Origin of the sequence: Shewanella sp. 10N.286.48.B5 (assembly GCF_002874355.2) — a bacterium.
Lineage (GTDB): Bacteria > Pseudomonadota > Gammaproteobacteria > Enterobacterales > Shewanellaceae > Shewanella.
Genome location: NZ_MCVG02000001.1, coordinates 3141046 through 3167595, shown reverse-complemented (window position 1 = coordinate 3167595; position 26550 = coordinate 3141046). Strand labels below are relative to the sequence as shown.

General features: G+C 42.7%; 18 protein-coding genes and 1 riboswitch. Of the genes, 6 read left to right on the top strand and 12 right to left on the bottom strand.

Features of this window, described 5'->3' with window-relative positions; genetic code table 11:
• Nucleotides 1-100: 100 nt before the first annotated feature.
• On the bottom strand, nucleotides 101-817 hold the full coding sequence (gene arcA, locus BCU57_RS13535; RefSeq protein WP_076540527.1) for a two-component system response regulator ArcA: 717 nt from the start codon (nucleotides 815-817) through the stop codon (nucleotides 101-103).
• Between the two features lie 703 nt (nucleotides 818-1520).
• On the opposite strand from arcA, the gene BCU57_RS13530 reads away from it, so the two are divergent.
• The 3 genes from BCU57_RS13530 to BCU57_RS13520 all read left to right on the top strand — a co-directional run bounded on the left by BCU57_RS13530 (nucleotide 1521) and on the right by BCU57_RS13520 (nucleotide 5316).
• The gene (locus BCU57_RS13530; RefSeq protein WP_102436771.1) at nucleotides 1521-1958 is read left to right on the top strand and encodes a DUF3293 domain-containing protein; all 438 of its coding nucleotides are present in this window, start codon (nucleotides 1521-1523) and stop codon (nucleotides 1956-1958) included.
• Nucleotides 1959-2375: 417 nt separating this feature from the next.
• Nucleotides 2376-2552: riboswitch (Lysine riboswitch) on the top strand.
• Between the two features lie 248 nt (nucleotides 2553-2800).
• A complete protein-coding gene (gene lysC, locus BCU57_RS13525; RefSeq protein WP_102436714.1) occupies nucleotides 2801-4150 on the top strand; it encodes a lysine-sensitive aspartokinase 3 in 1350 nt (449 codons plus the stop codon).
• Nucleotides 4151-4167: 17 nt separating this feature from the next.
• Nucleotides 4168-5316 (top strand): succinylglutamate desuccinylase/aspartoacylase family protein, encoded by a 1149-nt coding sequence (locus tag BCU57_RS13520; protein WP_102436716.1) that lies wholly within the window; start codon nucleotides 4168-4170, stop codon nucleotides 5314-5316.
• A 140-nt stretch (nucleotides 5317-5456) separates the two neighbouring features.
• On the opposite strand, the gene BCU57_RS13515 is transcribed toward BCU57_RS13520, so the two are convergent.
• The 11 genes from BCU57_RS13515 to BCU57_RS13465 form a co-directional block, all read right to left on the bottom strand.
• Entirely contained in the window at nucleotides 5457-6587 is a 1131-nt protein-coding gene (locus BCU57_RS13515) for a site-2 protease family protein (protein ID WP_102436718.1), read from the bottom strand.
• Between the two features lie 63 nt (nucleotides 6588-6650).
• A complete protein-coding gene (locus BCU57_RS13510; RefSeq protein WP_102436720.1) occupies nucleotides 6651-7028 on the bottom strand; it encodes a DUF4144 family protein in 378 nt (125 codons plus the stop codon).
• 101 nt (nucleotides 7029-7129) lie between these two features.
• On the bottom strand, nucleotides 7130-8797 hold the full coding sequence (locus BCU57_RS13505; RefSeq protein ID WP_102436722.1) for a DUF342 domain-containing protein: 1668 nt from the start codon (nucleotides 8795-8797) through the stop codon (nucleotides 7130-7132).
• 193 nt (nucleotides 8798-8990) lie between these two features.
• Nucleotides 8991-10025, bottom strand: coding sequence for a methyltransferase (locus BCU57_RS13500; protein WP_102436724.1), 1035 nt, complete (start codon nucleotides 10023-10025; stop codon nucleotides 8991-8993).
• 98 nt (nucleotides 10026-10123) lie between these two features.
• Nucleotides 10124-11605 carry an alkaline phosphatase gene (locus BCU57_RS13495; protein ID WP_241903467.1) on the bottom strand — a complete coding sequence of 494 codons (1482 nt, stop codon included), beginning with the start codon at nucleotides 11603-11605 and terminating at the stop codon, nucleotides 10124-10126.
• A gap of 65 nt (nucleotides 11606-11670) precedes the next feature.
• Complete coding sequence (gene gshB / locus BCU57_RS13490; protein WP_102436726.1) at nucleotides 11671-12624, bottom strand: glutathione synthase; 954 nt, start codon at nucleotides 12622-12624, stop codon at nucleotides 11671-11673.
• A 37-nt stretch (nucleotides 12625-12661) separates the two neighbouring features.
• Nucleotides 12662-13408 (bottom strand): 16S rRNA (uracil(1498)-N(3))-methyltransferase, encoded by a 747-nt coding sequence (gene rsmE / locus BCU57_RS13485; RefSeq protein ID WP_102436728.1) that lies wholly within the window; start codon nucleotides 13406-13408, stop codon nucleotides 12662-12664.
• A 12-nt stretch (nucleotides 13409-13420) separates the two neighbouring features.
• A complete protein-coding gene (locus BCU57_RS13480) occupies nucleotides 13421-14137 on the bottom strand; it encodes an endonuclease (protein WP_198589380.1) in 717 nt (238 codons plus the stop codon).
• 214 nt (nucleotides 14138-14351) lie between these two features.
• Nucleotides 14352-14927 carry a SprT family zinc-dependent metalloprotease gene (locus BCU57_RS13475; protein ID WP_102436731.1) on the bottom strand — a complete coding sequence of 192 codons (576 nt, stop codon included), beginning with the start codon at nucleotides 14925-14927 and terminating at the stop codon, nucleotides 14352-14354.
• A 94-nt stretch (nucleotides 14928-15021) separates the two neighbouring features.
• Nucleotides 15022-16215 (bottom strand): hypothetical protein, encoded by a 1194-nt coding sequence (locus tag BCU57_RS13470; protein ID WP_102436733.1) that lies wholly within the window; start codon nucleotides 16213-16215, stop codon nucleotides 15022-15024.
• A 56-nt stretch (nucleotides 16216-16271) separates the two neighbouring features.
• Nucleotides 16272-17183 carry a LysR family transcriptional regulator gene (locus BCU57_RS13465; RefSeq protein ID WP_102436735.1) on the bottom strand — a complete coding sequence of 304 codons (912 nt, stop codon included), beginning with the start codon at nucleotides 17181-17183 and terminating at the stop codon, nucleotides 16272-16274.
• Nucleotides 17184-17307: 124 nt separating this feature from the next.
• Between BCU57_RS13465 and BCU57_RS13460 the strand changes: the two genes are divergently transcribed.
• The 3 genes from BCU57_RS13460 to BCU57_RS13450 all read left to right on the top strand — a co-directional run bounded on the left by BCU57_RS13460 (nucleotide 17308) and on the right by BCU57_RS13450 (nucleotide 26540).
• Nucleotides 17308-21864: a biotin carboxylase N-terminal domain-containing protein gene (locus BCU57_RS13460; protein WP_102436737.1), complete on the top strand. Its 4557-nt coding sequence runs from the start codon at nucleotides 17308-17310 to the stop codon at nucleotides 21862-21864.
• Nucleotides 21865-22286: 422 nt separating this feature from the next.
• Complete coding sequence (gene fusA, locus BCU57_RS13455; RefSeq protein ID WP_102436739.1) at nucleotides 22287-24377, top strand: elongation factor G; 2091 nt, start codon at nucleotides 22287-22289, stop codon at nucleotides 24375-24377.
• A gap of 198 nt (nucleotides 24378-24575) precedes the next feature.
• On the top strand, nucleotides 24576-26540 hold the full coding sequence (locus BCU57_RS13450) for an alkyl/aryl-sulfatase (RefSeq protein ID WP_102436741.1): 1965 nt from the start codon (nucleotides 24576-24578) through the stop codon (nucleotides 26538-26540).
• The last annotated feature ends 10 nt before the right edge of the window (nucleotides 26541-26550 follow it).

The window sequence follows — 26550 nt, the reverse complement described above, 5'->3', positions numbered from 1 at the left end:
TTTTAATAGCCCATAAAAAAGCCAAGTCACTGACTTGGCTTTTATTTTCATTTGCTACCCAATGAGCTTAATCAAATAAGCACATTAATTGCAGACGAAATTAATCTTCTAAGTTACCACAAAAACGGTAACCTTCACCGTGGATAGTTGCGATGATTTCTGGCGTGTCTGGTAAACTTTCGAAGTGCTTACGGATACGACGGATAGTCACGTCAACAGTACGGTCATGTGGCTTAAGCTCACGGCCAGTCATTTTCATTAACAAGTCTGCACGAGTTAAGATTTTGCCTGGGTTTTCTACAAAGTGAAGCATCGCACGGAATTCACTGCGAGGTAATTTGTAAGACTCACCTTGTGGGCTAACTAAAGAACGGCTGTTGATTTCTAAGCTCCAACCGTTGAAACGGTAAAACTCAACTGAACCTTTTTCTTCGGTTTCAGCGCCAGCGCTGTTTACACGAGTTAATAGGTTACGAGCACGGATAGTTAATTCACGTGGGTTAAATGGCTTAGTGATGTAGTCATCAGCGCCAATTTCTAAACCAAGGATCTTATCAACTTCGTTATCACGGCCAGTAAGGAAAATAAGGCCAATGTTATTAATTTCACGAAGTTCACGGGCTAATAATAAACCGTTTTTACCAGGAAGGTTGATATCCATAACAACAAGATTAATCTTATTATCCTGCATGGCTTTATGCATTTCTGCGCCATCGTTTGCTTCAGTTACTACATACCCTTCGGCTTCAAAAATACTACGTAGAGTATTACGGGTTACAGCTTCATCTTCAACAATAAGAATGTGTGGGTTTTGCATGTCATTTACCTAAATTAAAAACAATTCGATTCTAGTCATGTTGCACTAGGGCTGTGGCGTTATATAGCTAAGAAAACGCCGATAATTTATAAATTCACGATAGGTGTTTATCTATGTCTGCCCTGAACAAAACACGCTTCATGACTAACTACATTATATAAACCAGTTTAAGGCACTAATATTTATCGCACTTCTATAAAAGAGTTATACGTGACGTAAATTTTGATCATAAAAAATCAATATTCAGATCGTATGCTGAGCTTGAGTAAGCTCACAACCTGTCAAAATATCTGTAAAACCGATGATTCATATAAACTAAGAGATTAAATTGCTGATTAAAGTTCCTTCGCAACCTAATTTTGTCCTACATTTATATTCAGTCTTTTAAAATGTAGAACACATTTTAAAAGCTTGAACACTTTACCAAGATTTAATTTCAGTAAATGTAGTCGCTTGTGTCACAACTTAGCGTTATGTAGCAAAATCTAGCTAGTGTGAGATATTGTACTCGTTTTAGGCATTTGTTAACAAATGAAATGTTAACAAATTTACGGGGAAGATTTGTTACAAAAATGCTTTTTTGGGTAAGCTTATGATTTTTAGGTTAAATATAATTATTGTTCTTGTGACTTACATCACACAGGGTGTTGGTCCAAGTCTTGGTTTGCTACACTGAATTGGTCTAAATTGAGAAAAATAAATGATGAATAATTCAATAGATAACCTTTGGTTTAAGTATCAAGGGACCCAATTTCTACTTACTCAGCGCCTTTCTTACGCTGTCCCCTTCGCCATTGTCACCGCCCATAATCCCTTAGGCAGCCAATTGAATCCGTGTCAAAACCGTTTGTTAGATAGGCGACTTCAACGGAAAATTCAGCAATTTAATAGCCCCTATCGTTGCTTAATTGGCGCGGCGCCAGACTTATCTCATATGGAAAAAAGTTGGGCAGTCTTTATAGAAAAAGACCAAGCGTTAGCGTTAGGCCGAGAGTTTAAACAGCTCGCTATTTACTATGTTGATAATGGGGTGTTGTCATTACTTGCCTGTGGTGAAGCACCTGACAAGGAAGTGTTAATTGGCGAGTTTGGCCCACGAACGGTTTTAGTTAATGAATTACCTGATTTGCACGATGAATAACATGATCGGCGATTAAGTGACATTTGTATCAGTTATCGAGGATGTTTAATATCAGTAACTCCTTCTATAGGTACTTAGTTAAGTGCCTTTTTTTATTGTTATTTTTATATTTTTATTAGGGCAATGGTTATTTATATACTGTTGAAACTTGATTGTTAATATTGAAGCTTAATTGTGCAGTTTAGTTGAAGGTTTTAACTCAATAACCTCGAGTTTACATTGAGGTTATTACTTTTTATTTTTTAATCACTATTGTTTTATATCACTTTTTTGTTTCAAATTATAAATAACAGCTTACATGATACTATTTTGAGCTCAGTGTCTCTATTTACGTATTGTGTTATTTGACGACTTTATGGCATATCCCAATTGACTTGAGTTGTTATTTATTGGTATTTTCATGCTCTTCCTGTGGGAAGAAACAGAAGAGGAGCGTTAGCTAGGTAGTAAGTTCGAGGAAAACCAATTCCTATGACAGCTTATGAGGGAGATTAGCGCCGAGGTACTGGTATGTTTGGTTGGCATTCGGTATCGGTCGTTTAGGTTGAATCCTAGCGATTGTCACCTATTTTTTGGTGGAGAGCTTCTGGTGAAAGATTGCTGTTTCCCTTCTTTAAGGGTGCGTTATCACTGCACCAGGCTCTTCGAACGAAGTAAGTTCGGAGTGTAATCATGTTTTTACGTATTAAATTTCAAGTTGTTCCAATACTGTGTACTCAGTTTATGTCTACTCAGTCCATGTCTACTGAAAGTATGTTTAGTCAAAGTTTGTCTGCTAAAACTTTGTCTACTAAAACTTTGTCTAGTAAAAGTTCGTCTGCGAATGTCGTGGAGGTATCAGCATGAGTTTAGTTGTTGCTAAGTTCGGTGGCACCTCAGTTGCTGATTTTGACGCCATGAACCGCTGTGCGGACATTATTTTAGCCAATGCCAATACCCGCGTCGTTGTTGTTAGTGCTTCTAGCGGTGTCACTAATTTACTGGTTGAGTTAACTCAAGCCAATGTGAACGACCAACGCCGCTTAAGTTTAGTCACTCAAATTGCTAAAATTCAATATGACATTGTTGATAAGCTGGCGCGTCCACAAGATGTAGCTGCTACGATTGATAAGCTATTAAGCAGAATGGCAGTGCTTAGTGATAAGTTAGTGCTCGATAGAAGCAAAGCCATCATTGATGAGCTGTTATCCATGGGTGAGCAATGTTCATCATTATTGTTCTCTGCGGTTATTCGCCAAAAAGGCACGCCATCAAGTTCATTTGATGTGCGCCAAGTATTAAGAACCGATAGCCATTTTGGTAAAGCAGAGCCGCAAATTGAGCAAATTGCGCTCCTAGGCGCGGAGCATTTACAGCCGTTATTGGCTCAGCAAGTGATCGTGACTCAAGGTTTTATTGGCGCTGATGAAGCAGGCAACACCACCACCTTAGGCCGTGGCGGCAGTGATTATTCAGCTGCGTTATTAGCTGAAGCCTTAAAAGCAGATGCGGTAGAGATTTGGACTGATGTGGCCGGAATTTATACCACTGACCCACGTTTAGCGCCTAATGCGAGACCTATCGCTGAAATTAGCTTTAATGAAGCGGCTGAGATGGCTACCTTTGGCGCTAAAGTATTACACCCTGCGACGATTTTACCGGCCGTGCGTCAACAAATTCAGGTGTTTGTTGGTTCCAGTAAAGCACCTGAACAAGGTGGAACTTGGATCCGTCATCAAGTAGAAGATGCCCCGGTTTATCGAGCTGTGGCTCTAAGACGCGATCAAACTTTATTAAACCTGCATAGCTTACAAATGCTCCATGCTCAGGGCTTTTTAGCGCACACCTTTGCCACGCTTGCTAAGCATAAAATTTCAGTTGATTTGATTACCACCTCAGAAGTTAATGTGTCACTAACGCTTGATAAAACCGGTTCTGACTCCAGCGGGCAGGGGTTATTAAGCGAGTCATTACTGCAAGAACTATCACAAAATTGCCGTGTAAGAGTGGAAGATAAATTAGCTTTAGTGGCGATTATTGGTAATCAAATAGCGTCAACAGCAGGTATTTGCAGCCGAGTTTTTGGGGTACTTGAACAGCATAATGTGCGCATGATTTGCCAAGGGGCTAGCCCACATAACTTATGTGTTCTCGTCGCTGAATCTGAAGCCGCAGATGTGGTTAACTCTCTGCACCAAAACTTATTTGAATAATTGCTAACGTGGCAGGTATGACATCAGTGAATTCAATTACAGAACAGGCTAACGATTATTCAGCCACCATGTCTCGGGTTGAAGTGGGAGAGCTTGCCACAGGCCAAGCGTTAACGGCGCCACTGTTTAGCTTTAAAGGCTCAGATGACGCCGCGCCCAGTGTTTATATTCAGGCCAATGTTCATGGGGCTGAAGTGCAGGGTAATGCGGTGATACATCAGCTGATGACTTTACTGCAAGACTACACTGTATTAGGCGATATTCACTGCGTGCCATTAGCCAACCCTTTAGGCATTAATCAAAAAAGTGGCGAGTTTACCTTAGGGCGATTTGATCCTATCACTGGGGTGAATTGGAACCGAGAGTATTATGATCAGTCACTTGATATTGCGAGCTGGTTCACTGAGCATCAACACTTTGCCGACAAGGACTTGTTTAGTGCTTTTAGGCAAACCTTAGTCAATAATTGCCAGCAACGTTTAGCCAACCTTTGGGGTATTAGTACCGGGCATCGCTTAGCGGTGACATTACAACATATGGCCCATGGCGCTGATATCGTGCTTGATTTACATACCGGGCCTAAATCTGCAAAGCACCTTTATTGCCCTGAGTATGATGCAGCCGCAGCCGCGTTTTTCTCGATCCCCTTATCGTTAATTATCCCCAATGAATTTGGCGGCGCCATGGATGAAGCGGTTTTTTGTCCATGGTGGCAATTAACTGAATATGCAGCGTTAAAAGGGCGCATATTCGATGTGCCTGTGGCGGCTTTTACCTTAGAGCTAGCAAGCCAAGAACGTATTGATATGGCAGATGCTAAAAATGATGCCCTAGGTATTTTGGCCTATTTGAGCCATCGGGGAGTGATCAAAGAGCATGTTGCTCCTGCCAGCATGAAACGCTGGGGCTGTTACTTAAAGGATTATAAAAAGTTTCATGCCCCTAAAGCGGGTTTAGTGGAATACTGCGCAGCGGTTGGTGAGCCGTTAGCTGCTGGCGAGCCTTTAGTGACCTTATTAAGGTTAGATCAGTACGGCAGTGATAATGCCGTCACTTCGGTGAGTTTGCCGATAGATTGCGTGCCAGTGCTGCATTTTGCTTCAGCTTCAGTCCATCAAGGCACTGAGCTGTATAAAGTCATGACTAAGGTATTTGAAATTCCATAAGCTAAATAGATAAGTTAATTTCGTTTTTTCAGCAAGTTAAGCCCGTAGCTAGTTTTTACGGGCTTAGTTTTTACGGACTTAGTTCTCTCAGGCTTAGTTCTTGCTAGCTTAGTTGATGTTAAGCACTGCTATTTATTTGACTAGCTTCTTAATATTTCTAATGGCATCGACAGCATTTCATCGCCAGATGCAGCAAAATACCAAATAATAGCAATCAGTAAGCCAACCGTAATGAAGTACCACAAGGTCGAGAAGATTTGCCCATAACGGTCAAGGGGCAATAAATGACTTTGATGACGGCTTTTCCATTCAAATACAATCTCAAGACTGCCAATTAATAATAAGAAGCCCAGTAATGCCAGTCCAAGGCTGTAGCTAATGAATACCCCAGCGGCTGCGCCTGCGATACAGGCGATTAGACCCACCATGCTATTCATCGAAAAGGTGATACTTTTTAAAATATGACCACCATCTAAAGGCAGTATCGGCAATAAATTAAAGAGGTTTAATAGGGCGTTAAAGCTGGCCAGTCCGGCAAAAAAGATATTACCCGTCAGCCAATAAGCCAGCATACAGCCGATGGACATAAACAGGCCAAAAGTCGGCCCCATAATAGAGATCACCACGTTCTGCCAACGGGTATTAATACGCTCGTCACTAACAGCAAGGCCGCCCATAAATGGGATCAAATAAATCCCTTTGGTTTTCATGCCAAAGTGTTTCATTGCTTTGATATGACCATATTCATGGATAACCAAACAGGCAATCAAGGCTAATGCAAACTCAATTGAAAATAGCCAAGAGTAGGCCGCCACACTGGCTGCAGCGAGCATGGCTTTAATCACTTTGGCGCTTTTAAGTAACTTAAAACCTAGAGAGGCTAAGCCAACAAAACTGAATTTTTGTTGTTTAACTGGGGCCACTTCAGGGGTTTGTCGTTCTATGTCCTTGCTGTTACGCTGGCCATCGGCAATGGTGTTATTGTCCACCAAAACCGTATAGTTGATGATAAATGGTTGCCACTGCACATCAGACTCTAAGCGCACTTTCATGACTTGGCGGTTGGTTTGGGTGATGACATCATCATGACTGGGTTCTGCTAGTGAACTCGGTCTAGACAACTCAAATTCGTGGATAGTAAAGCTTTGATTATCAGCAGAAGCCGACTTTTGCGAAACCAGTTGATTATCCCAATAGAGCTGTTGCCAGCCAGCCATGGAGCCCTCTAATCGTAGGCGTTTTCCTAGGCATTCTATGTTTAACAGTTCCATGCTTGATACTCGTATTACGGGATAAAATGTGGAACAGCATTTTGCCTGAGTCGTGAGGCTGACTCAAGAAAATTCAGACTCAAGAAATTCAACCGTTTCAATTCCTTGTCTAATAGTACTGAAAATAAGCTTTGCGCTGCAGCAATGACCATTTAGCTGGGCATGTTGGCGTACATAATGAATGAAAGTCATTAAGTCGATAGCCTGAGTGCTTAATGCTAATTGAGGCAATGCGGCTACGGTTATAGGTTGGCTGGTATCTGTTGCTGAGTTGATGGAAATATCGAAAGTATTGCCTTCACTGTCGAGTAACTTATCGCAGGTACCTGCAATATGAGGAGTTAAGCAGCAAAACTCTAGCCAGTCTCTATCACTAGCTAGATAAATAAGCTCGTCACAGCTTTGCTGCTTGATGACTGCGGGCCAACAAATACTTTGCATGATAAAACCTGTAGGCGGTGACACTGAGTAACCATTGATAAACTCAATGATTTAAGGCCACACTATTGCCGCTTGAAGTATGTACCCGTTACATAGTGCAACTATCGGTTGCCATAATCAAAACTAATTTCATTTTGCTTATTCATGACGAGGCAAGGGCCGTGCTCCCGTTGGGTTGTATTTTTAGACGGGCCAATATTAATTTTAACGTTGGTAAAGATATGCTTTTTGGCCTGAATAAAATGCTTATTATAGTAGCCATCGGCATCTTGCTGTAATTGCTTGAACTGCGCTTCTAACTGCGCACGATTGCTGGCGAGTTGTTTCTTTTCATCCAGCATCATTTTTACTTGCTCTATCATGCCTGCATCGGTTTGCCATTCGCTTTTAGGTGGCAGCTTGCGTAATCTAGCTTCAATATCAAGGCCTGCAATGACAAGCTGTTTGATTTTATCATGGGTAGTTTTGACTTCTGCGCGAATTTGAGCTTGATCCATGGCGCAAAATAATGCGGTTTTAGTGCCTGCTGTAGCGCCAATTGCCACCGCATGAATGCCTTTGCTAGCGCTCGCCTTGCCACCAACCAGATCGCCTCGTCTGCCGCTAGGATCACTCACTGTGATGACACCGTTTGAACATGCGTGACTATGAAGTAATTGCTTGGTCACTAAGATATCATTGTCAGCATTAAGGCTTGAGTATTGCACGAATTGTGCGCAAATTTGTCCTTGGGCATTAATTGTGGTGCTAAGTTGATGCTCTTTAATTTGGCGACCAATGATGCCTTTACTGACAATGATATCGCCTTTGGCATCCAGTGTTGCTGAGTCCACAAACCCCATGACGGTAATATCGCCGCTACTTTTCACTTGCATGCCTTCATGGACATCACCGCTAATTAACACGCTGCCTTCAAAGTTCACATGGCCAAAATTGACATCAACGTCTTTAATTTGTAGTACATCATCCACTTGCATGCCAAGGCGGGTTTCAACTGGCTGACCTGAAACTGTCGCAATTAATAAGTTAGGATCATTGACGGCCAGTTGAGTGCCATTACCTGGCTGCATAATCATGTCTTTGCCGGGGATTTGCGGCAAAACATCATCATTGACGTTATAACCTGCAACACCATCTGTAGCAGGGGTTTTAATCATTAATACATCGTTTGGTTTTACCATGATCATGGCGCCCAAATCGCGCATATCCACCGATCCATCTTCTCGCTCTTGGGGTTGCAATAAGCGCTCGCGGGCTAATGGCACTTGCCTTGCTAGGCTGGCATTGGTGCCATTTTGGGGCTGTTTACCGTGGGCGATCAGCGAGCGACATTGCTCACCTGGCGGTAAGGTGTCTAATTGTTGTAGTAGCGATAGGATGTTGGGTTTGCTTAAGCCCATTTTAACCTTATGGAATTTAAGCGCATTTAAAATGGTTGGCAGTGTTGGGTCTTGGCCGCCATAGGCAGACACCAAGCTCATTGAGGCTGACATTTTATCTTCGCTGATCTCGATGATGACTTTACCATCAAGGCGCTCAGCAATAATAAAAAATAATTCGTGTTTACCGCTATCGACACTGCAGTGACTATTTACTTCAGCGATCGCCTTAGCAATGTTTTGCTCTAAGGGCCGCAGCATGGCAAATTCAGACTGATTAAGTAACTGGGTTATATCATCTTCAGTGATGGGGCCGTGACGGCTAGGCGTAACGCGAAGCTCAACTTGAGTTTGATCAACATTAAAAACCGCTAAATCTGATGCTAGCATAAAATCCCTTATTTTTACGTTCTACATTTGAGCTTATTAGGCTGCCCAATGGGTAGAACGATACGCCTTAGATGACGTTTATTATTAGCTAACAAAATGTAGCGTTTTTTAGGGATAAAAACTAGTCAGTAATTGGTTGTTTTATAACTAAATCAAATAATTTGTGAACTCCATAGCCGTGGAGCCATTTTTGTTATTTATTAAATTGATATAATTTATATTTATTGTTTTCTGCTGGCACATTTACTTGGCCAAATTCAGCGGCTATGGTGTCGGCATACGGCAAGTTTCGGTTAGCGACAATTTGCCAGACGCCGCCTTTGGCAAGGCTTGATGCACTTGATTTAACAAAGTCTTTGGCAATTTGGGTGGTTGCGGCTAAGCCATCATGAAATGGTGGGTTAGCAATGATGCCATTAAATTGACCGCTAATTTGGTTAAAGCCATCAGAGGGATACACTTTTGCTTGCATGCCATTTGCGGCAAGGGTGAGTTCACAGGCTTTTAAAGCCATGGCATTAATATCAATACACTCAACGGATAAACTTGGGTTTGCTTTTAGTAAGGCCGCGCTAATAACCCCAGCACCACAGCCAAAGTCCAATACGCGTTTTTCTAATGTCGGCAAATGCGATAGCAATAATTCTGTACCTTGATCGAGACGCTTTTCGCTAAACACGCCCACAAGATTACAAATGGTGATCTCCCCTTGAGGGGTTGATAATGAGTATTGGCTGACCCAATTATTAAGGTCAAATACAGGTGCTTGGGCGATTAACTCACTGACAAATAATAAACAATGGCGGGCATTATCGCGCTTACTTGGGGTTGAGAAATACTCAGGTAGTAACTTTGCTAACGATTTAACCCCACCTTTATTTTCGCCTACGACAATTAGGTGTCCGCCCTGCTTTAAATGCTTGGCGGCGAGGTTAAATAAATAAGGCGCTAGGGGCTTAGCTTTTGGGAAATAGATAATAGCGACATCAAAGCGTTTTTCTGCATCGGTAGTTGGCAGCTGATGACCAAAGTGACTGCTTAAGCCTTTTTGTTGTTTTTGCGGCAATAATAAATAATGGTTAAAGTCTAATGCTAAGCTCGTCACAGATGCAGCGCTGTTAAGCAACTCAGCCGCCAAGGTATCAGCTTCATGATTTAGAATTAAAACATCTTGGTTTTCAATGAATTCAGCATTTCTTAAAATGACTTGAGAAGCGTTAGTAAGCACGAGATTAACCTTTGAAAAAATAATCTGTCGATTATAGCAAATACCGGCAATAAAAAGGGTGACAAAATTGTCACCCTTTAAGCTTTCTTCATCAGTAATTAATTACTGATAATAACAGTTTGGCTTTGGGGTAATAAACTCATCATCTTAGTGGCAATATCAGTGTTGTTTTGATGGCCACTGAACAGTCTTTCTCCTGGACCTGCAGCAAAAACCTGCACGTCTAATCCAGTGTGACCCAGTGTGGTCCAGCCGGTATTAGTGCGGGCATCAATGATTGTTAATATAGTGGCAGTAAGCTGCTTTTCACCCTGCATACGGGCGTTACTTAATTGAGTCAATTCTTCTTGGCTGGCGTCAAAGCCAATCAGTTGATTAAACTTAGTTTGCCAGTCATCAGTAGCAATTAACTGCTGAGCAATATTCGTTGGTGAGGCATTGATGGCGTGAATGAGTTGTGGCTGCCACTCATACTCACCATTAGTACCAATAGAAAGTCCGCCGGTGTTGTGATCGGCGGTAACCACCATCAAGGTGTCTTTACGTTGACGAACAAATTGCTCAACCACTTCAATGGCATTGGCAAATTCATCCATTTCGCCCATCACTGAGGCGATATCATTATCATGTCCAGCCCAATCTATCAGGCTGCCTTCAACCAGTAACACAAAGCCTTGGTCGTTTTGAGCTAATAGCTCTAAGGCCTTTTTCGTTAAGCTGCTAAGTTTATGGCCTTGCTTATCATCAATGACCCATGGCAGTTGCACTGGGGCAAATAAACCCAGTACTTTTGGCTCAGTGATACTATCAAGTTGCTCAAACTCGGTAATGTGTTGATAGCCTTTTTCTTTAAATTGCAGCAACAGTTCAGCTGAAAAATACTGTTGGCCGCCGCCTAAAATGACATCAGCATCGGTGTTTAAATATGATTGTGCGATGGCTTTATAGTTTTTGCGGTGCTCATTGTGCGTTAAAAACGCCGCAGGAGTAGCGTGGTTCACCTGACTTGATACCGCGACACCCGTGGATAAGCCTGCCGCTTTGGCAAGTTCCATAATGGTGGTCAGTGGGCGTTTATTTTCATCGACTGAAATCGCGCCATTATAGGTTTTAAATCCTGTGGCTAACGCGGTTGCCGAGGCGGCAGAGTCAGTCACATAACCGCTACTGCGAGCAGGGTAGGTACTTGCCATGCCCACTAACAGCCGATCGAATACGGTTTGCTCGATTTCTTGGGTATTGGGGTTGTCTTTAAAGTAGCGGTAGGCGCTGGTGTAAGCTGGGCCCATGCCATCTCCCACCATGATGACCATGTTTTTAGGTTTAGCTGCTGTAGTTGAAGCTTTGTTAGTGCTTTTTAGTGCTGTAATTGGCGCGACGATTACGGGGTCATCAATTACAACCTGTTCAATTGCTGCTTTTTCCGAAATGGCTTCGGAAGTAACAGCAGCTTCAGCTTGAGTTTGGCTAGCAGTATCAGTATTAATGGCGGCTTCAGCGATAAGTTCATTGGCAACAGTGGTATTAGAAAACCACAGGGTTAAGCTAAGCAGTAAGCCTAGCGTACGTCTTAAATGCATGTGTAGTCCCAAATGTGTTCGACAATATCAGCAGCAATGATCTCCACTGCTGCTATCCTTTTGATTTATGCTTTTTTATTGATACGCGCTTCAATTGAGTCCATCAACATCCCAGTAATATCCACATCAAATGCGGCTTCAATTTCTTTGATACAAGTTGGGCTGGTGACGTTAATTTCAGTTAGCTTGTCGCCAATCACGTCAAGACCAACAAAGATAAGCCCACGCTTTTTAAGCTCAGGTCCGATAGTGTTAGCAATATGCCAATCAGATTCCGATAACGGCTGCGCCACACCACGGCCGCCAGCGGCTAAATTGCCACGGGTTTCGCCTTTTTGTGGAATGCGTGCCAGTGAGAAGGGCACTGGCTGGCCATCGACCACTAAAATGCGCTTATCACCAGAAGTAATATCTGGAATAAAGGCTTGTGCCATGGCGTATTGCTGACCTTCATTGGTTAAGGTTTCAATAATAACGCCTAAGTTAGGATCATCTTTCTTAACGCGGAAAATTGAACTGCCACCCATACCATCAAGTGGTTTTAAAATGATATCGCCTTTGGCTTTATGGAAAGCGCGGATGCGTTGCTCATCTCTGGTGACTATGGTTTCTGGGGTGAATTCTGAGAACCACGCAGTAAACAGCTTTTCATTGGCATCACGTAAACTTTGTGGCTTATTAACGATCAGTGTACCTTGCTCTTCAGCGCGCTCAAGCATATAAGTTGCATAGATAAACTCAGTATCAAATGGTGGGTCTTTACGCATTAAGATGACATCAAGGTCAGCCAGTGGCGTATCAATACTGTCGCCTAATTCAAACCATTTTTCAGAATTTGCTGCAACAGTCAATGAACGCATGGTGGCAGTAGCCTCGCCATTAACCATAGCAAGATCATTCATTTCCATATAAAACAACTGATAACCGCGAGCTTGCGCTGCCATTAACATGGCGAAACTAGAATCTTTTTTAATGTTAATCTCACTAATTGGATCCATTACTATGCCGAGCTTAATCATACTTTTATCCTTATATTCTCAATGCATGCATCATTGATTAACCAATATCACCAAACCTAAGTTGCAAGGCGGTGATAGCCGTTAGCGAAGCGGTTTCTGTTCGTAATACTCTTGGACCGAGCAATACATCGGTAAATTGTTGGGTTTCTGTCATGGCGATCTCTTCTTCTGATAAACCGCCTTCAGGACCAATTAGCAAACGAACTTTATGGCTATCTTTAGTCTCATCCAATGACAGACCATTAATACCATGTGCCGCTCTTGGGTGTAGGTTCAACTTTAGCGCATCGGTTTGCTCAGTGCACCACTGACTTAAGGTCATGGCTGGGCGCACAACAGGGACCACACTTCGCCCTGATTGCTCGCAAGCACTAATGACAATTTTTTGCCATTGAGCGATTTTTTTATCGAGCCGTTCGCCATTAAGTTTGACCCCACAGCGATCTGAAAATAGCGGGGTTATGGTGCTGACACCCAATTCAACAGACTTTTGAATAGTAAAGTCCATGCGGTCACCACGAGAAATAACCTGGCCTAAATGTAAATCTAACGGTGACTCTGAATCATTTGCCGTTTTTGTAATGATTTCCACAGTGACATTCTTTTTATTGGCGCTGATGATATTGGCTAAATAGTCATAACCATCACCGCTGAATAAACTGATTTGCTCACCTTGTGTCATACGCAGCACTCGGCCAATGTGGGCTGCACCGTCTTCATCAAGCTTTACTTGTTGGTTGAGCGCTAGCTCATTGACGGGCTGATAAATTCTTGGAACTCGCATAAATAACAATCCTTAATCAATGAGGCTGAGGGTTTGGCATTGTTTTAAGACAATTTTATTATGGTTACCCTGTTTTTCTGCAATTAAACGATCCCGCAGGCATTCTGTTTCGTTGACAGGGTAATAGCTGTTCCAAACTTCAAACAAGCGTTGTTGGCTAGATGAAATCGACAACCCATAAGTGTCTTGCATGTAAAAATAGGTTCTGGCAATAGCGCCGCGGCTTTGCTCAGGTGGTTGCACCTTTCGGCCCTTAAAGTCGACTACCATATCACATTGGCCATATAGGGTAGACTTTGCATTCCACTGACTAAAACGGTAATTGCTTCTGTCGCCGTTGACTTCACCCACGGTTGGAGTGAGGTTGTGTAAGTCGGCTTCCATTTTCTTAAATTCTGGGCTAACTCTGCCGCAATTTTTTCTGCCACCATCTTGCCAGCATTGTTCCTGATGGCCAAACTCCCAAGCAGAAACTACATGTTCCCATTCAATTCTGTTAGCTCTAGGGATTTGTTTCCTAACCTGATAACCACAGCTTTCTAAATCGGGTTTCCACTGCTTACCGACCACCTTAATGTCGCAGCCACAATAAAAACTGCTCATGGGGAGCGAGCTACTATAAATCTGCTGAGCAATTTTTTTAGCACTTCGAAAACTTTTCGGGTGTTCAGCTGCGTGTAAATTTGATGACGTTAAAATGATAGCGGTGAAAAGCACTAACAGCCACAGAGGCTGTAAAATATGTTTTAAATACTGTTGCACAAAAGACCCTGATTTTTATATACGGCACAGGCGTTATACGGGTGGTATAGCCTGATATTTGCGAAGGATGGTAAGGGATTGAAACTGGGGATGCAATCAATTGTGTTATTTCAATGCTAACAATGGCAAATATCACTATAAGTGAATGATAAATATTAGGATAAAGTAAAATTATTTACGGCTATGTTTTGGCTGTTAGTACCTGTGAACAGCGGATACAACGGTATTGAGTTTGATTGCGAGTGACTTTGTTGTGGCGGCGAATACTGAGCATGACCGGGCCGCACTGACAATGATACTGAAACTGTTTACCTGCAACGGATTTAGTGTCCAATTGATGGGTGGTGTCTGCAGGTATTTGATAAATGCCGTTCATTAACTGTTGCCACTCTTTACCGTGGGGCTTCACTTTGCCAAACAGTTGAAAGCACAATAAATGACTAACTTCATGGGGCACCACTTGGGTTACAAATGCATCGACATTCTCTTCTAGTAACACTGGGTTAAAGCGCAGTTTATTCAATTGTAGATGCGCAGTGCCAGCGCTTTTGCCTCTTAAGCTAAATAGAATGCTCGGACGGGGAAATTTTCGCTGCAGTTGCTGCTCGGCCAATTGATAGTCGGATTCTATTTTCAATAATACTTGCTGTTGGGCTTCGGTTTTCGGTAATGGAATACGAGCCTCTGAAGCAAGATGTTTAGTACAGGTATTTGCTATGGGGGTTGATGTTCGGCGTGCGAAAATAGATTTGAACATAATAAGCTAATCGTAAAGAGTTGTAAGTTGCTGTAGGCGAAATCGCCTGCTGATAAGGCTATAATAGCATTATCAGCAGGGCATAAAACTAATGCTAAAGCGAACCCGCAGCAAGTTTTACCATTTCGCGGATTTGCTGCACCATTTTCCATTCCATTTCTGCATCAAAACCTGCGACTCTGGGAGTATGAATATGGCCAACCGGTAAAGTACGGTTAAATTGTTGCTTTAATAAAATGCTGCGATATGAAATCTCATTAGATAAATAACCGCCGCCAGAGCCTTCTACCGATTGCTCGTTAGCCAGTTCGTAAATTGACTTAGCATCAAATTGACCTCTGCTAATGCTGGTCACTTGATGATTGTCATTGATGCTCCAGTCACCTTGGGCTTGCTTCATGGCAGAGACAGGCAGTGAAAACTCCACAAACTCGGGACCGTTTAAGTTACCGCCATTAAAAAGTGGAGCCATTGGGGTGGTTTTATTTGCACCAGTATAAACGTTCAAATTGTCAGGTGCTGCTGCGCTGCGACCTCTTGCGGGGAAGCGCTCTAAATCAAAATTATCACGCCCCATACTGACAGTAAAAATCATATCAACACTATTATCACGATACATAGGCGTTAATAGTGATTCGATCATGCCGTTATCAAAGTCGGCAAAACGCACCGGGATCATCACAGTTTCGATTTGAGCTTGTTTGCCATTAACATTAAAAGTGACGCCATCTAAAGCCAAGGCTGTTAATCCTGATGGGTTACTTTGATCAATATGCTTATCTAAAAAGAATGGGTCAAAACCTGTGACGAGAATTTTAATTTGGCTTTCGGGTAAAAACTGAATGTCGCTTAAGCCTCTTGAAGACTTCTCAAACGCTTTAATCAAGATGTCACGCTGCCAAGGGACAATATTATAACCCGCATGGGCGGTTTTTAAGGTCTCTCGCATAGCAAGGCGACTCCAATATAGGCCGCGATCATCGTGTTTGCCTGACTGAACATCGGCTACCGCTTGCTGCCATAGTTGGGTGCCTTGGGCTGCGACCATTTGGGTAATGACCAGCTCATCAGTTGAGTTAACCAGCTTGTTACCTAAGCTGCTATTAAAGTGTTCATATTGATTAACCACGGCAGGCATTGAGCTCAGCGCTGTGGGTAAACGTAACTCTTCAACGTCTCGTTGTATGCTGAAGCCTTGGGCAACAGTAGGGGCTGAAGTTAGCAATAAGGCAGTAAAAGCTGCCAAAGCAGTACGGTTAAATAAGGGGGCAAACAAGGGCTTGAACATGACTATTCCTTTAGGATGTTTTATTTTTATGAGTTTAATTTAACACGGCTTTAGCACTAATTCATTATTGATTGTAATGACTCTTGGCTACCATATCGTTTCGCGAAAAAATCTAAAAAGGCGCTAATATTACTGGCTAATTGCCGTCTACTTGAATACACCCCGTACACTTTGAAGGGTTCCATAGGCCACTCTTGCAGTAATGGCACTAAACTGCCTGCTGCCAGTTCTTGCTTACAGCTATTATTGGATAGCATGGCGATACCAAAATCATCTTGAGCGAGGCGTTTGACCATACTGGCACTATTGACCCTGACCTTGCGTTTAAAGGTGGCCATGGTTTTGCGATTGCCTTTACCTACCGGCCAAATAGGCGCCGACATGCTGGTGCCTAATAATATGCCACTGTGCTGGGCCAGCTCTTGAGGGGTTGCTGGTGTGCCTGATTTTTTGAGATATCCAGGGCTTGCAACTAATATAGGTTGGCGTTCAAACAATAACCGAGCCACTAAGTCAGAAGATTCTAATGGGCCATATTTTATGGCAATATCATAACCTTCGCCGACTAAGCCAACATTACTGTCGGTGAATTGAACGTCGAGCTCGATGTTGGGATAAAGGCGCATGAAGCTACTGCAAAGGGTGGCAATGACGTCTTGAGAGAATGACACCGGAATGGCAATCCGCAATGAACCGGAGATATCGCTATGGGTATTTTCGATAATGGCTTTGGCGGCTTCAATTTCTTGGCGGATAGAATCACAATGTTGATAAAACAAAGCACCAATTTGAGTCAGACTTAAATTACGGGTATCACGTTGCAGCAAGCGTACACCAAGTTGCTCTTCTAGCTGAGCGACTTTACGACTTATGGTTGATTTTGGCTGGCCAATATCTCTGGCCGCCTGGGAGAAACCTTTTGCTCTAACTACTGCTGCAAACAGCATCATACCGTTTAAATCAGGCACCTTAGCCTCACTGTCTCAAAAATGGAACAAAGCGTCCCCAATAGTTTAATGGTAATTGTACAGGGAACAAAGTTATATTTACCGACTAAAAATTTTAGAGGCTATATAAGCAGAGGATCTAAGGATGACTAGCAAAAAGCAGCCCGTACACAAGACATCGGCACAATCGGCTGACCCGCTCTTTCTTAAAGCGGAGCATTTAGCTAAAGATTTTTCATTATTTCCAGCTCACAGTAAGCAAACTTTAGCTGAAGAAATCAAAGGATTGTTATCTGAAGATGCGATCCAAGCAAATTTAAAAGAACTGTCGACCTTAGATGTCGATAGTTATGTGGCTAAAGTTATTCAACCGACTTTAGATAAAAACCGCCCAAGTGCAAAACGTGTTATCGCTGATCTAAAAGGTAAGTTGATCACTGAGTTTCACTTAGGTTCTTTTTACAGTGCTGAAATTGAATTAAATTTCGGTTCACGTACTCGCCGCATTGGTTTTATCGCCCAAGAAAGAACCTCGGCAAACGGTGCGTGGATGCCTGAGCATCATTTAGCTGCATGTAAAGCGATCCGTCACTTTGCTGAGTTATCAATGCCAATCGTTTACTTAATTGATACTCCTGGCGCCGATGCGGGGGAAGTGGCTAACAGCCAAAACCAAGCCCATACCATTTCAAAAGCCATTGCAGAAAGTGCCAATGTTGACGTCCCAACTGTCGGTATCGTGATCGGCGCAGGTTACTCTGGTGGCGCGATTCCATTAGCGGCGGCAAACATCTTATTGTCATTACGTGACGGTATTTTTAACACTATTCAACCGCAAGGCTTACAAAGCATTGCCCGCAAGTACAACTTGTCATGGCAAGAATGTGCTAAGTCTGTGGGGGTATCACCAGAAGAGTTGCTTTCTGCTGGTTGTATTGACGGTATAGTTGATTTTTCTCCTTATGATAAAGACGAGCGTCAGCATAACCTGCGCCGCGCGATTATCAGTGGTATTGAAGCGGTAGAAAATGCAGCCATCACTTTTGTACGTGAATCTGACGATTTACGAGAGCATTATGATCGTAGTTTAGCGCGCTATTTAGACCCCTCTAAAAACCTTTCAGCCTTAGAAAATAACCAAGGCTTAGCTGTGGCGAACAGTCCAACCATGCACCACAATGTGTTTGGTAGTGCCTATCGTTATTTGCGTTATCTCACTGTGCGCAGTCGTATTCATTCAATTTCGGTTGAACAGTATGGCCGTTTGTCGAAAGTGAGTGTACCTGAAGGTGATTTACTGGCGCGTATTCAGCAAGAGCAAGACAGTGTATTTCAATCTTGGTTAGCGACGCCTGATAAATTAGTTTACGACGAAGAGTTGAATAAGCTTTGGGGCACTTTTGATGCCAAACGTAGCGAGATTTCAGCTGAACGTAACGTGATCACTCGTTTCATCTTAGGTGAGCCGAAAGAGAACTATAAGAAAGCCCGTAAGGCATTGCTCTTTAACATCGGCTGGTCTTTGTATCATCGCTGGAAAGGTAACTCAGCTAACAACTTCAAAGGCTTAATTAAGCACCTTGAATCATTGCCATCATCTACTACTCAAGCGCCTTGGCCTGAGCTGAATCAACTGACTGTACTTGATATTGTGGTCAATGATGAGTTGCGTGAAGACTTCATTTGGCAATGTCATAACGTATTAATCTTTAATGCACTATATGACAATGTGGTGGTTAACTTAGCGTCGATTTCCAAAGAAGCGATGATGTCTAAGAGCTTGTCACGTGAATCAGTTGATAAGTTATTGCATAACGCCATCGATACTGCGTTATCAAATAATGATGAAGCCAACGATAAGAGCAAGTTCTATAAATGGCTTAAATTCTTCATGGCGCAATCTAACCGTGCAGAACTGTTAACCCGTGTAGAGCAATGGAAGAGTGTCGGTTTCCCGCAATTAAACGACAGTTTATTTGTTATCTTAACCTACTTCTTTGAGCGTTTATTGCCAGAGTATTTCGACAGTGAAGAAGATCAATCTAAGTACACAGGTGCTATCAACCCTGTGCGTATTGGTCGTCGTAAAGATTTCTGGAACCGCCTCACCATGGGCTACCAAGATCTACTGATCCAAAAAGTCCTTCGTGATGAAAAGCGCCAAGGGAAAATGGGTTGGGAAAATATTATTGGTAAGTTCTTCACCGAATTTGAAGAGCTTAATGGCGATAAGATGTCTGCCAACTTGCTCAACTTCCCAGGTTTCCGTTTATCTATTGAAGATGCATTAGACAAAGGTATTCGCCCATGTGGTTTAATTACCGGTTTAGCTGACTTTGATAATAACGGTCAAACACTGCGTGTCGGTGTTGCGGTATCAAACATTGCCTTCCAGGCTGGTGCGTTTGATATGGCCAGTGCTGAGAAGTTCAGCGCGCTATTAATTGAATGTGCTAAGCGTAAATTGCCAGTGGTTTGTTTTATCAGTTCTGGTGGTATGCAAACCAAAGAAGGTGCAGCGGCACTATTCTCAATGGCTGTGGTTAATGACCGTATCACCCGTTTTGTACGTGATAATGAATTACCGGTATTGATGTTTGGTTTTGGTGATTGTACCGGTGGCGCACAGGCAAGTTTTGTGACCCATCCGTTAGTGCAAACTTATTACCTATCAGGCACTAATATGCCATTTGCTGGTCAAATGGTGGTGCCTGCATACTTGCCATCAACAGCAACGCTATCTAACTACTTATCTAAAGTACCGGGTGCGATGACGGGCTTAGTGCATAACCCATTCACCGATACTCTTGATAGCCAATTATCAAGTATTGATCCGTTAATGCCACTGCCAACATTGCATGCCCAAGAGATCATTGCTAAAGCGGTATCAACCTTAGTGCCTGAAGTTAAAGCCATTGAAGAGAAGATTGTTCAAGACGATCCTCGTGCGTTAATGAAGCCGATTGATAAAGTGCTTATCCATGCACGTGGTTGTACTGCGGTTAAGTTGATCCGTAAAGCCCATGACAACAAAATTAATGTTGTTTTGGTGGCATCAGATCCTGATATGACCTCAGTGCCTGCAGACATGCTTAAAGTGAACGATAAGCTGGTTTGTATTGGTGGTAACACCTCTGATGAGAGTTACTTAAATGCCTACTCTGTCCTGAAAGTGGCAGATTACGAAAACGTTGATGCGCTTCACCCTGGTATTGGCTTCTTGTCAGAAAGCCCGCAATTTGCTGCTTTATGTGTTAACAATGGCGTAAACTTTGTTGGCCCAAGCGTGCATTCGATGACGACTATGGGTAACAAATCAAACGCGATTAAAACCTCACAAGGCCAAAACGTGCCTGTTGTGCCGGGTAGCCACGGTATTTTGACCAACGCCGAGCAAGCGGTAAACGTAGCGCTTGAAATTGGTTACCCTGTATTGCTTAAAGCGGTACAAGGTGGTGGTGGTAAAGGCATCCAAGTGGTAACTAAAGCTGAGGACATGATTGGTTTGTTCCAAAAGACTTCAACTGAAGCGGCTGCAGCATTTGGTAACGGTGACCTTTACCTTGAGAAATACGTCACCTCATTGCGTCATATCGAAGTGCAGTTACTGCGTGATAAGTTTGGTAACACCAAAGTGTTGGGTATTCGTGACTGTTCAGTGCAACGTAATAACCAAAAAGTGATTGAAGAATCGGGTTCAACCATGTTGCCTGAAGAGCTTAAGCAACGGGTACTTGAATACACTCGTGCATTAGGTGACGCCACTGATTACATGGGTGCGGGTACGGTTGAGTTTATCTACAACCTTGATGCTAACGAAGTGTACTTCATGGAAATGAATACCCGTCTGCAAGTTGAGCATCCAGTGACTGAAGCAACCTCAGGAATCGATATTGTTAGTGCCCAGTTTGATATTGCTGCGGGTCGCTCAATTGAAGATCTAGAGCCAGTTGAACAAGGTTACGCCATGGAAGTGCGTATTACTGCTGAAAAAGCAGCCCTTGATAGTGATGGTGTACTGCAGTTGTTGCCAAACCCTGGCAAGATCAGTGAGTGCTTCATGCCTGAAAGAGGCGATGTTGAAATCATCTCAATTGCTGAAACGGGTAAAGAAGTATCGCCATATTACGACAGCTTAATCGCGCAAATTATTATTCGCGGTGAGTCTCGTGAAGATGTGATCACTAAGATGTCTGCTTACTTAGATGAAGCTTACATCAAAGGTATTGCCACTAACATTCCATTATTGAAGCTTATCCTTAAGGATGCGACCTTCAATCAAGGTGTTTACGATACTAACTATCTACCACGCTTGATGGCTGAGTTAGATGTACCTGCCTTGATTGCTGAAATGGAAGCGGCGGCCGAAACTGTTGGTTTAGATACCGAGTCTTTACGGGTTGCTGAAAGTAACGAGCTTAAAGTGTTAGCCCAAGGCGCTGGTATTTTCTATACCTCACCAGCACCGGGTGAGCCTGACTTTGTTAAAGAAGGTGACATAGTCACAGTAGAGCAAACATTAGCGCTAACTGAAGCGATGAAGATGTTCTCTCAAGTAAGCTTAGCCGGCTTTAACCGTCAAAATGCAGTGCTGTACCCTGAAGATAAAAAGTATCGCATTGAGCGCATTCTAAACGGTAATGGTCAGCAAGTTTCTCAAGGTGACTTACTGTTTGTGATTTTGCCCCTTGATGGCGAATAAGCTTAACGCTTGATTGCTTGATGACACAAAAATCCCTAAAGCTTTTTTAGGGATTTTTTTATGTCCGACAGCGAATTAAATACTTTTGCATCAGTCGACGAAGAACAACTTAAATTCACCTAAATGAAGGCTATTAAGTCAATATTAACCTTGTTGTAGTAACCTAAGGTCAATTTAAACAGCTTAGAAGTAAAAAAACACTATTGTTCGAAAAATAAACGATAAGTTTTATTTCTCTGTTTTATATAAGAAATGTGTATTTTTATCGAATTTATTTACGTAAAATGCGATAAAAATTGCAAGTCCTATTTGCGCTATTGCAGGTTCCAACTTACAATATGCGCCTTAAATAACCTGATGTGCGGTGTGTCTAAGTTTTTACACGCTCCGTCTACCTCTTAACTAATCATTAAAGTTGAATCATGACCGAATTATCCAAATACAGAAACATTGGTATCTTCGCTCACGTTGACGCGGGTAAAACCACGACCACCGAGCGTATCCTAAAGCTAACCGGTAAGATCCATAAGATCGGTGAAGTTCATGATGGTGAATCTACTACTGACTTCATGGAACAGGAAGCTGAGCGCGGTATTACTATTCAGTCAGCAGCAGTAAGCTGTTTCTGGAATGACCACCGTTTTAACGTTATTGACACTCCTGGTCACGTTGACTTCACTGTTGAAGTTTATCGTTCACTAAAAGTGCTTGATGGCGGTGTTGGTGTATTCTGTGGATCTGGTGGTGTTGAGCCTCAGTCAGAAACTAACTGGCGTTATGCTAACGAATCAGAAGTTGCTCGTATCATCTTCGTAAACAAATTAGACCGTATGGGTGCTGATTTCTTACGTGTTGTTAAGCAAACTAAAGATGTTCTAGCTGCTAACCCACTAGTTATGGTTCTTCCTATTGGTATCGAAGATGAGTTTAGTGGTGTTGTTGACCTACTAACTCGTAAAGCTTGGGTATGGGACGAAACTGGCGAAGCTGAGAACTACAAAATCGAAGACGTTCCAGCTGACATGGTAGACATGGTAGAAGAATACCGTGAAATGCTAATCGAAACTGCTGTAGAGCAAGACGATGACCTAATGGAAGCTTACATGGAAGGCGAAGAGCCATCTATGGAAGAAATCAAGCGTTGTATCCGTCAGGGTACCCGTGATATGTCATTCTTCCCTACATACTGTGGTTCTGCGTTCAAGAACAAAGGTATGCAGCTTCTTCTTGATGCTGTTGTTGACTACCTACCTAACCCAGTTGAAGTTGACCCACAACCTCTTACTGATGAAGAAGGTAACGAAACTGGCGAACACGCTTTAGTTTCAGTTGACGAGCCATTCAAAGCGTTAGCATTCAAAATCATGGATGACCGTTTTGGTGCACTAACCTTCGTACGTATCTACTCTGGTAAGATCAACAAAGGTGACACCATCCTTAACTCGTTTACAGGTAAAACTGAGCGTGTTGGTCGTATGGTTGAAATGCAAGCTGATGAGCGTAACGAATTAGATTCAGCGCAAGCTGGTGACATTATCGCTATCGTTGGTATGAAGAATGTTCAAACTGGTCACACTTTATGTGATGTTAAACATCCTTGTACTCTTGAAGCAATGGTATTCCCAGAGCCAGTTATCTCTATCGCTGTAGCGCCAAAAGATAAAGGCGGCAGTGAGAAAATGGGTATCGCTATCGGTAAAATGATTGCAGAAGATCCATCTTTCCGCGTAGAAACTGACGAAGACTCAGGCGAAACCATCCTTAAAGGTATGGGTGAGCTTCACTTAGACATTAAAGTAGACATCCTTAAGCGTACTTACGGTGTTGACTTAATCGTTGGTGAACCTCAAGTTGCTTACCGTGAAACTATCACTAAGGTTACAGAAGATAGCTACACGCATAAGAAACAGTCTGGTGGTTCTGGTCAGTTTGGTAAAATTGACTATGTTATCCGTCCTGGCGAGCAAAATACTGGCTTTACTTTCAAGTCTTCAGTTGTTGGTGGTAACGTTCCTAAGGAATTCTGGCCTGCAGTTGAGAAGGGCTTTGCTAGCATGATGAATACCGGTACTGTTGCTGGTTTCCCTGTGTTAGACGTTGAACTAGAACTTACAGATGGTGCTTTCCACGCAGTTGATTCGTCAGCTATCGCGTTCGAAATCGCTGCTAAAGGCGCATTCCGTCAATCTATGCCTAAAGCTGGCGCACAACTTCTTGAGCCTATCATGAACGTTGACGTATTCAGCCCAGATGACAACGTTGGTGATGTTATTGGTGACCTTAACCGTCGTCGTGGCATGATTAAAGACCAAATGGCTGGTGTTACTGGCGTTCGTATTAAAGCTGACGTACCGTTATCAGAAATGTTCGGTTACATCGGTTCACTACGTACTATGACATCAGGTCGTGGCCAATTCTCTATGGAATTCGCTCACTACAACCCATGTCCTAACAGTGTTGCTGAAAAAGTAATTGCTGACGTTAAAGAACGTGAAGCTGCTGCTAAGAAGTAATTCTAGCGTTTAAGCTTTAATAAAAACCGCTGCAAGCTAATGCTTACAGCGGTTTTTTTATGCTTTAAATTTGAGGATAAAAAATAAAAATTATTAATAAATATAAAACTAATAGCGCTAGCGCTTGGTTAAATAAGCAGCTAACTTTACTCCTAGGATAACGAATTAAGTATTTAATCGTGTTTAAAAGGAGCTTATATGAAACCGCTTTATCTGTTTGCCGCAGCTATTTCAGTTGCTGTGTCTTATCATAGTGTTGCCGCTACTCAATCCAAACCTGCTACTGAACATACTCAAAAAGCCAATGCCGCAGTGCTAAAGGCGCTTCCCTTTAACGACAAGCAAGATTTTGATAATGCTAAACGGGGTTTTATTGCTAAGCCTGATGTAGTGACCATTAAAGATGCTAAAGGTAATGTGGTTTGGGATCTTGAGCAATATAAAACCTATATCAGTGATGACAAAGCCTCCCCTGATACGGTAAACCCTAGTTTATGGCGTAATACCCAATTGGTACTTCAACATGGTTTATTTGAAGTGACTGATAATATTTACCAAGTACGTGGATTTGACTTAAGTAACATCACTTTCATTAAAGGCGACAAGGGCTGGATTGTATTTGACCCATTAATCTCCCCTGAAACAGCTAAAGCCTCATTAGACTTAATTAATAAGCATATTGGAGAGCGTCCAGTGGTGGCGATTGTTTATAGTCATAGCCATATTGACCATTATGGCGGTGCAACGGGTTTAGCCACAGCTGAAGATGTTGCCAGCGGTAAAGTGCAGGTGATAGCACCGGAGCATTTCACTGAGCATGCCGTCTCTGAAAACGTGATAGCTGGTAATGCTATGGGTCGCCGTGCGGTATTTATGTACGGCGCATTACTGCCTAGAAATGCCCAGGGCGGTGTAAATGGCGGTCTAGGTATGACAGTATCGACCGGGCTTGCGGGTTTATTAGTGCCTAATAAGGAAATCAAACAGACGGGGACTAAATTAACTATTGATGGTGTTGAAATGGAGTTTCAGTTAACCCCCGGCACTGAAGCACCAGCTGAGATGAACACTTGGTTTCCACAATATAAAGCCTTGTGGATGGCGGAAAACACGACTAATACCATGCATAACATCTTAACCCTACGCGGGGCACAAGTGCGAGATGCGCTGATTTGGGCCAGTTTCCTTGACGAGACTATTAGCCTGTGGGGCCAAGAAGCAAAAGTTAAGTTCCAAAGTCATCATTGGCCTTTATGGGGCAGTGACAACATTATTCCTTATTTCAAAAAGCAGCGTGATATCTACAAATTCACCCATGACCAATCAGTAAGACTGATGAACCAAGGTTACACAGGCGAAGAGATTTCTGAAATGATCACACTGCCACCTGAATTAGAGCAGAACTGGGCTACCAGAGGCTATTACGGTACGCTGAAACATAATAGCCGCGCAGTGTACCAACGTTATATGGGCTGGTATAACGGTAATCCATCTAACCTTGATAATCTGCCGCCAGAAGTGGTTGCTAAAAAGTATATGCAGTACATGGGTGGCGAAGCTGAAGTGGTTAAAAAAGCCAAAAACTCTTTCGCTGATGGTGAATATCGCTGGGTTGCTGAGGTGATGAAACATGCTGTTTTTGCTAACCCTCAATCTACTGAGGCTAAAGAGTTATTGGCCGATGCCTTTGAGCAATTAGGTTATCAAGCTGAGTCAGGGCCTTGGCGTTCAGTATATTTACAAGGTGCTTATGAGCTGCGAAATGGTATTCCGTCAGCAGGGGGAACTCAAACCGCAACACCTGATACTATTCGCGCGATGACACCTGAATTGCTGTTTGATTATTTAGCGGTAAGATTGGATTCTGCCAAAGCGGCGGGTAAACAGTTTGATATCAATATTGATTTCACTGATCTTAAAAAGGGTTACAGCTTAACAGTTGAGAATGCGGTATTACACCACAGCTCAAATCAAGTTGAAGACCCGGATGTCGGCTTAGTTATGAGCATGGAAACCATGAATAGCATCCAGCTAAAAGAGATAACCTTTGATGAGGCCATTAAAAAAGGCGATGTAAAAATTAGTGGCGATGAAAGCTTATTCACTGCGTTTTTAGGCATGCTTGATGAATATAACTTCTGGTTTAATATTGTGACGCCGTAAAGGCTTTAGA

Bases quoted from the DNA above. Each gene is read 5' to 3' on its own strand.
- arcA (WP_076540527.1), bottom strand. From the start codon at position 817: ATGCAAAACCCACACATTCTTATTGTTGAAGATGAAGCTGTAACCCGT.
- BCU57_RS13530 (WP_102436771.1), top strand. From the start codon at position 1,521: ATGAATAATTCAATAGATAACCTTTGGTTTAAGTATCAAGGGACCCAA.
- lysC (WP_102436714.1), top strand. From the start codon at position 2,801: ATGAGTTTAGTTGTTGCTAAGTTCGGTGGCACCTCAGTTGCTGATTTT.
- BCU57_RS13520 (WP_102436716.1), top strand. From the start codon at position 4,168: ATGACATCAGTGAATTCAATTACAGAACAGGCTAACGATTATTCAGCC.
- BCU57_RS13515 (WP_102436718.1), bottom strand. From the start codon at position 6,587: ATGGAACTGTTAAACATAGAATGCCTAGGAAAACGCCTACGATTAGAG.
- BCU57_RS13510 (WP_102436720.1), bottom strand. From the start codon at position 7,028: ATGCAAAGTATTTGTTGGCCCGCAGTCATCAAGCAGCAAAGCTGTGAC.
- BCU57_RS13505 (WP_102436722.1), bottom strand. From the start codon at position 8,797: ATGCTAGCATCAGATTTAGCGGTTTTTAATGTTGATCAAACTCAAGTT.
- BCU57_RS13495 (WP_241903467.1), bottom strand. From the start codon at position 11,605: ATGCATTTAAGACGTACGCTAGGCTTACTGCTTAGCTTAACCCTGTGG.
- gshB (WP_102436726.1), bottom strand. From the start codon at position 12,624: ATGATTAAGCTCGGCATAGTAATGGATCCAATTAGTGAGATTAACATT.
- rsmE (WP_102436728.1), bottom strand. From the start codon at position 13,408: ATGCGAGTTCCAAGAATTTATCAGCCCGTCAATGAGCTAGCGCTCAAC.
- BCU57_RS13475 (WP_102436731.1), bottom strand. From the start codon at position 14,927: ATGTTCAAATCTATTTTCGCACGCCGAACATCAACCCCCATAGCAAAT.
- BCU57_RS13470 (WP_102436733.1), bottom strand. From the start codon at position 16,215: ATGTTCAAGCCCTTGTTTGCCCCCTTATTTAACCGTACTGCTTTGGCA.
- BCU57_RS13460 (WP_102436737.1), top strand. From the start codon at position 17,308: ATGACTAGCAAAAAGCAGCCCGTACACAAGACATCGGCACAATCGGCT.
- fusA (WP_102436739.1), top strand. From the start codon at position 22,287: ATGACCGAATTATCCAAATACAGAAACATTGGTATCTTCGCTCACGTT.
- BCU57_RS13450 (WP_102436741.1), top strand. From the start codon at position 24,576: ATGAAACCGCTTTATCTGTTTGCCGCAGCTATTTCAGTTGCTGTGTCT.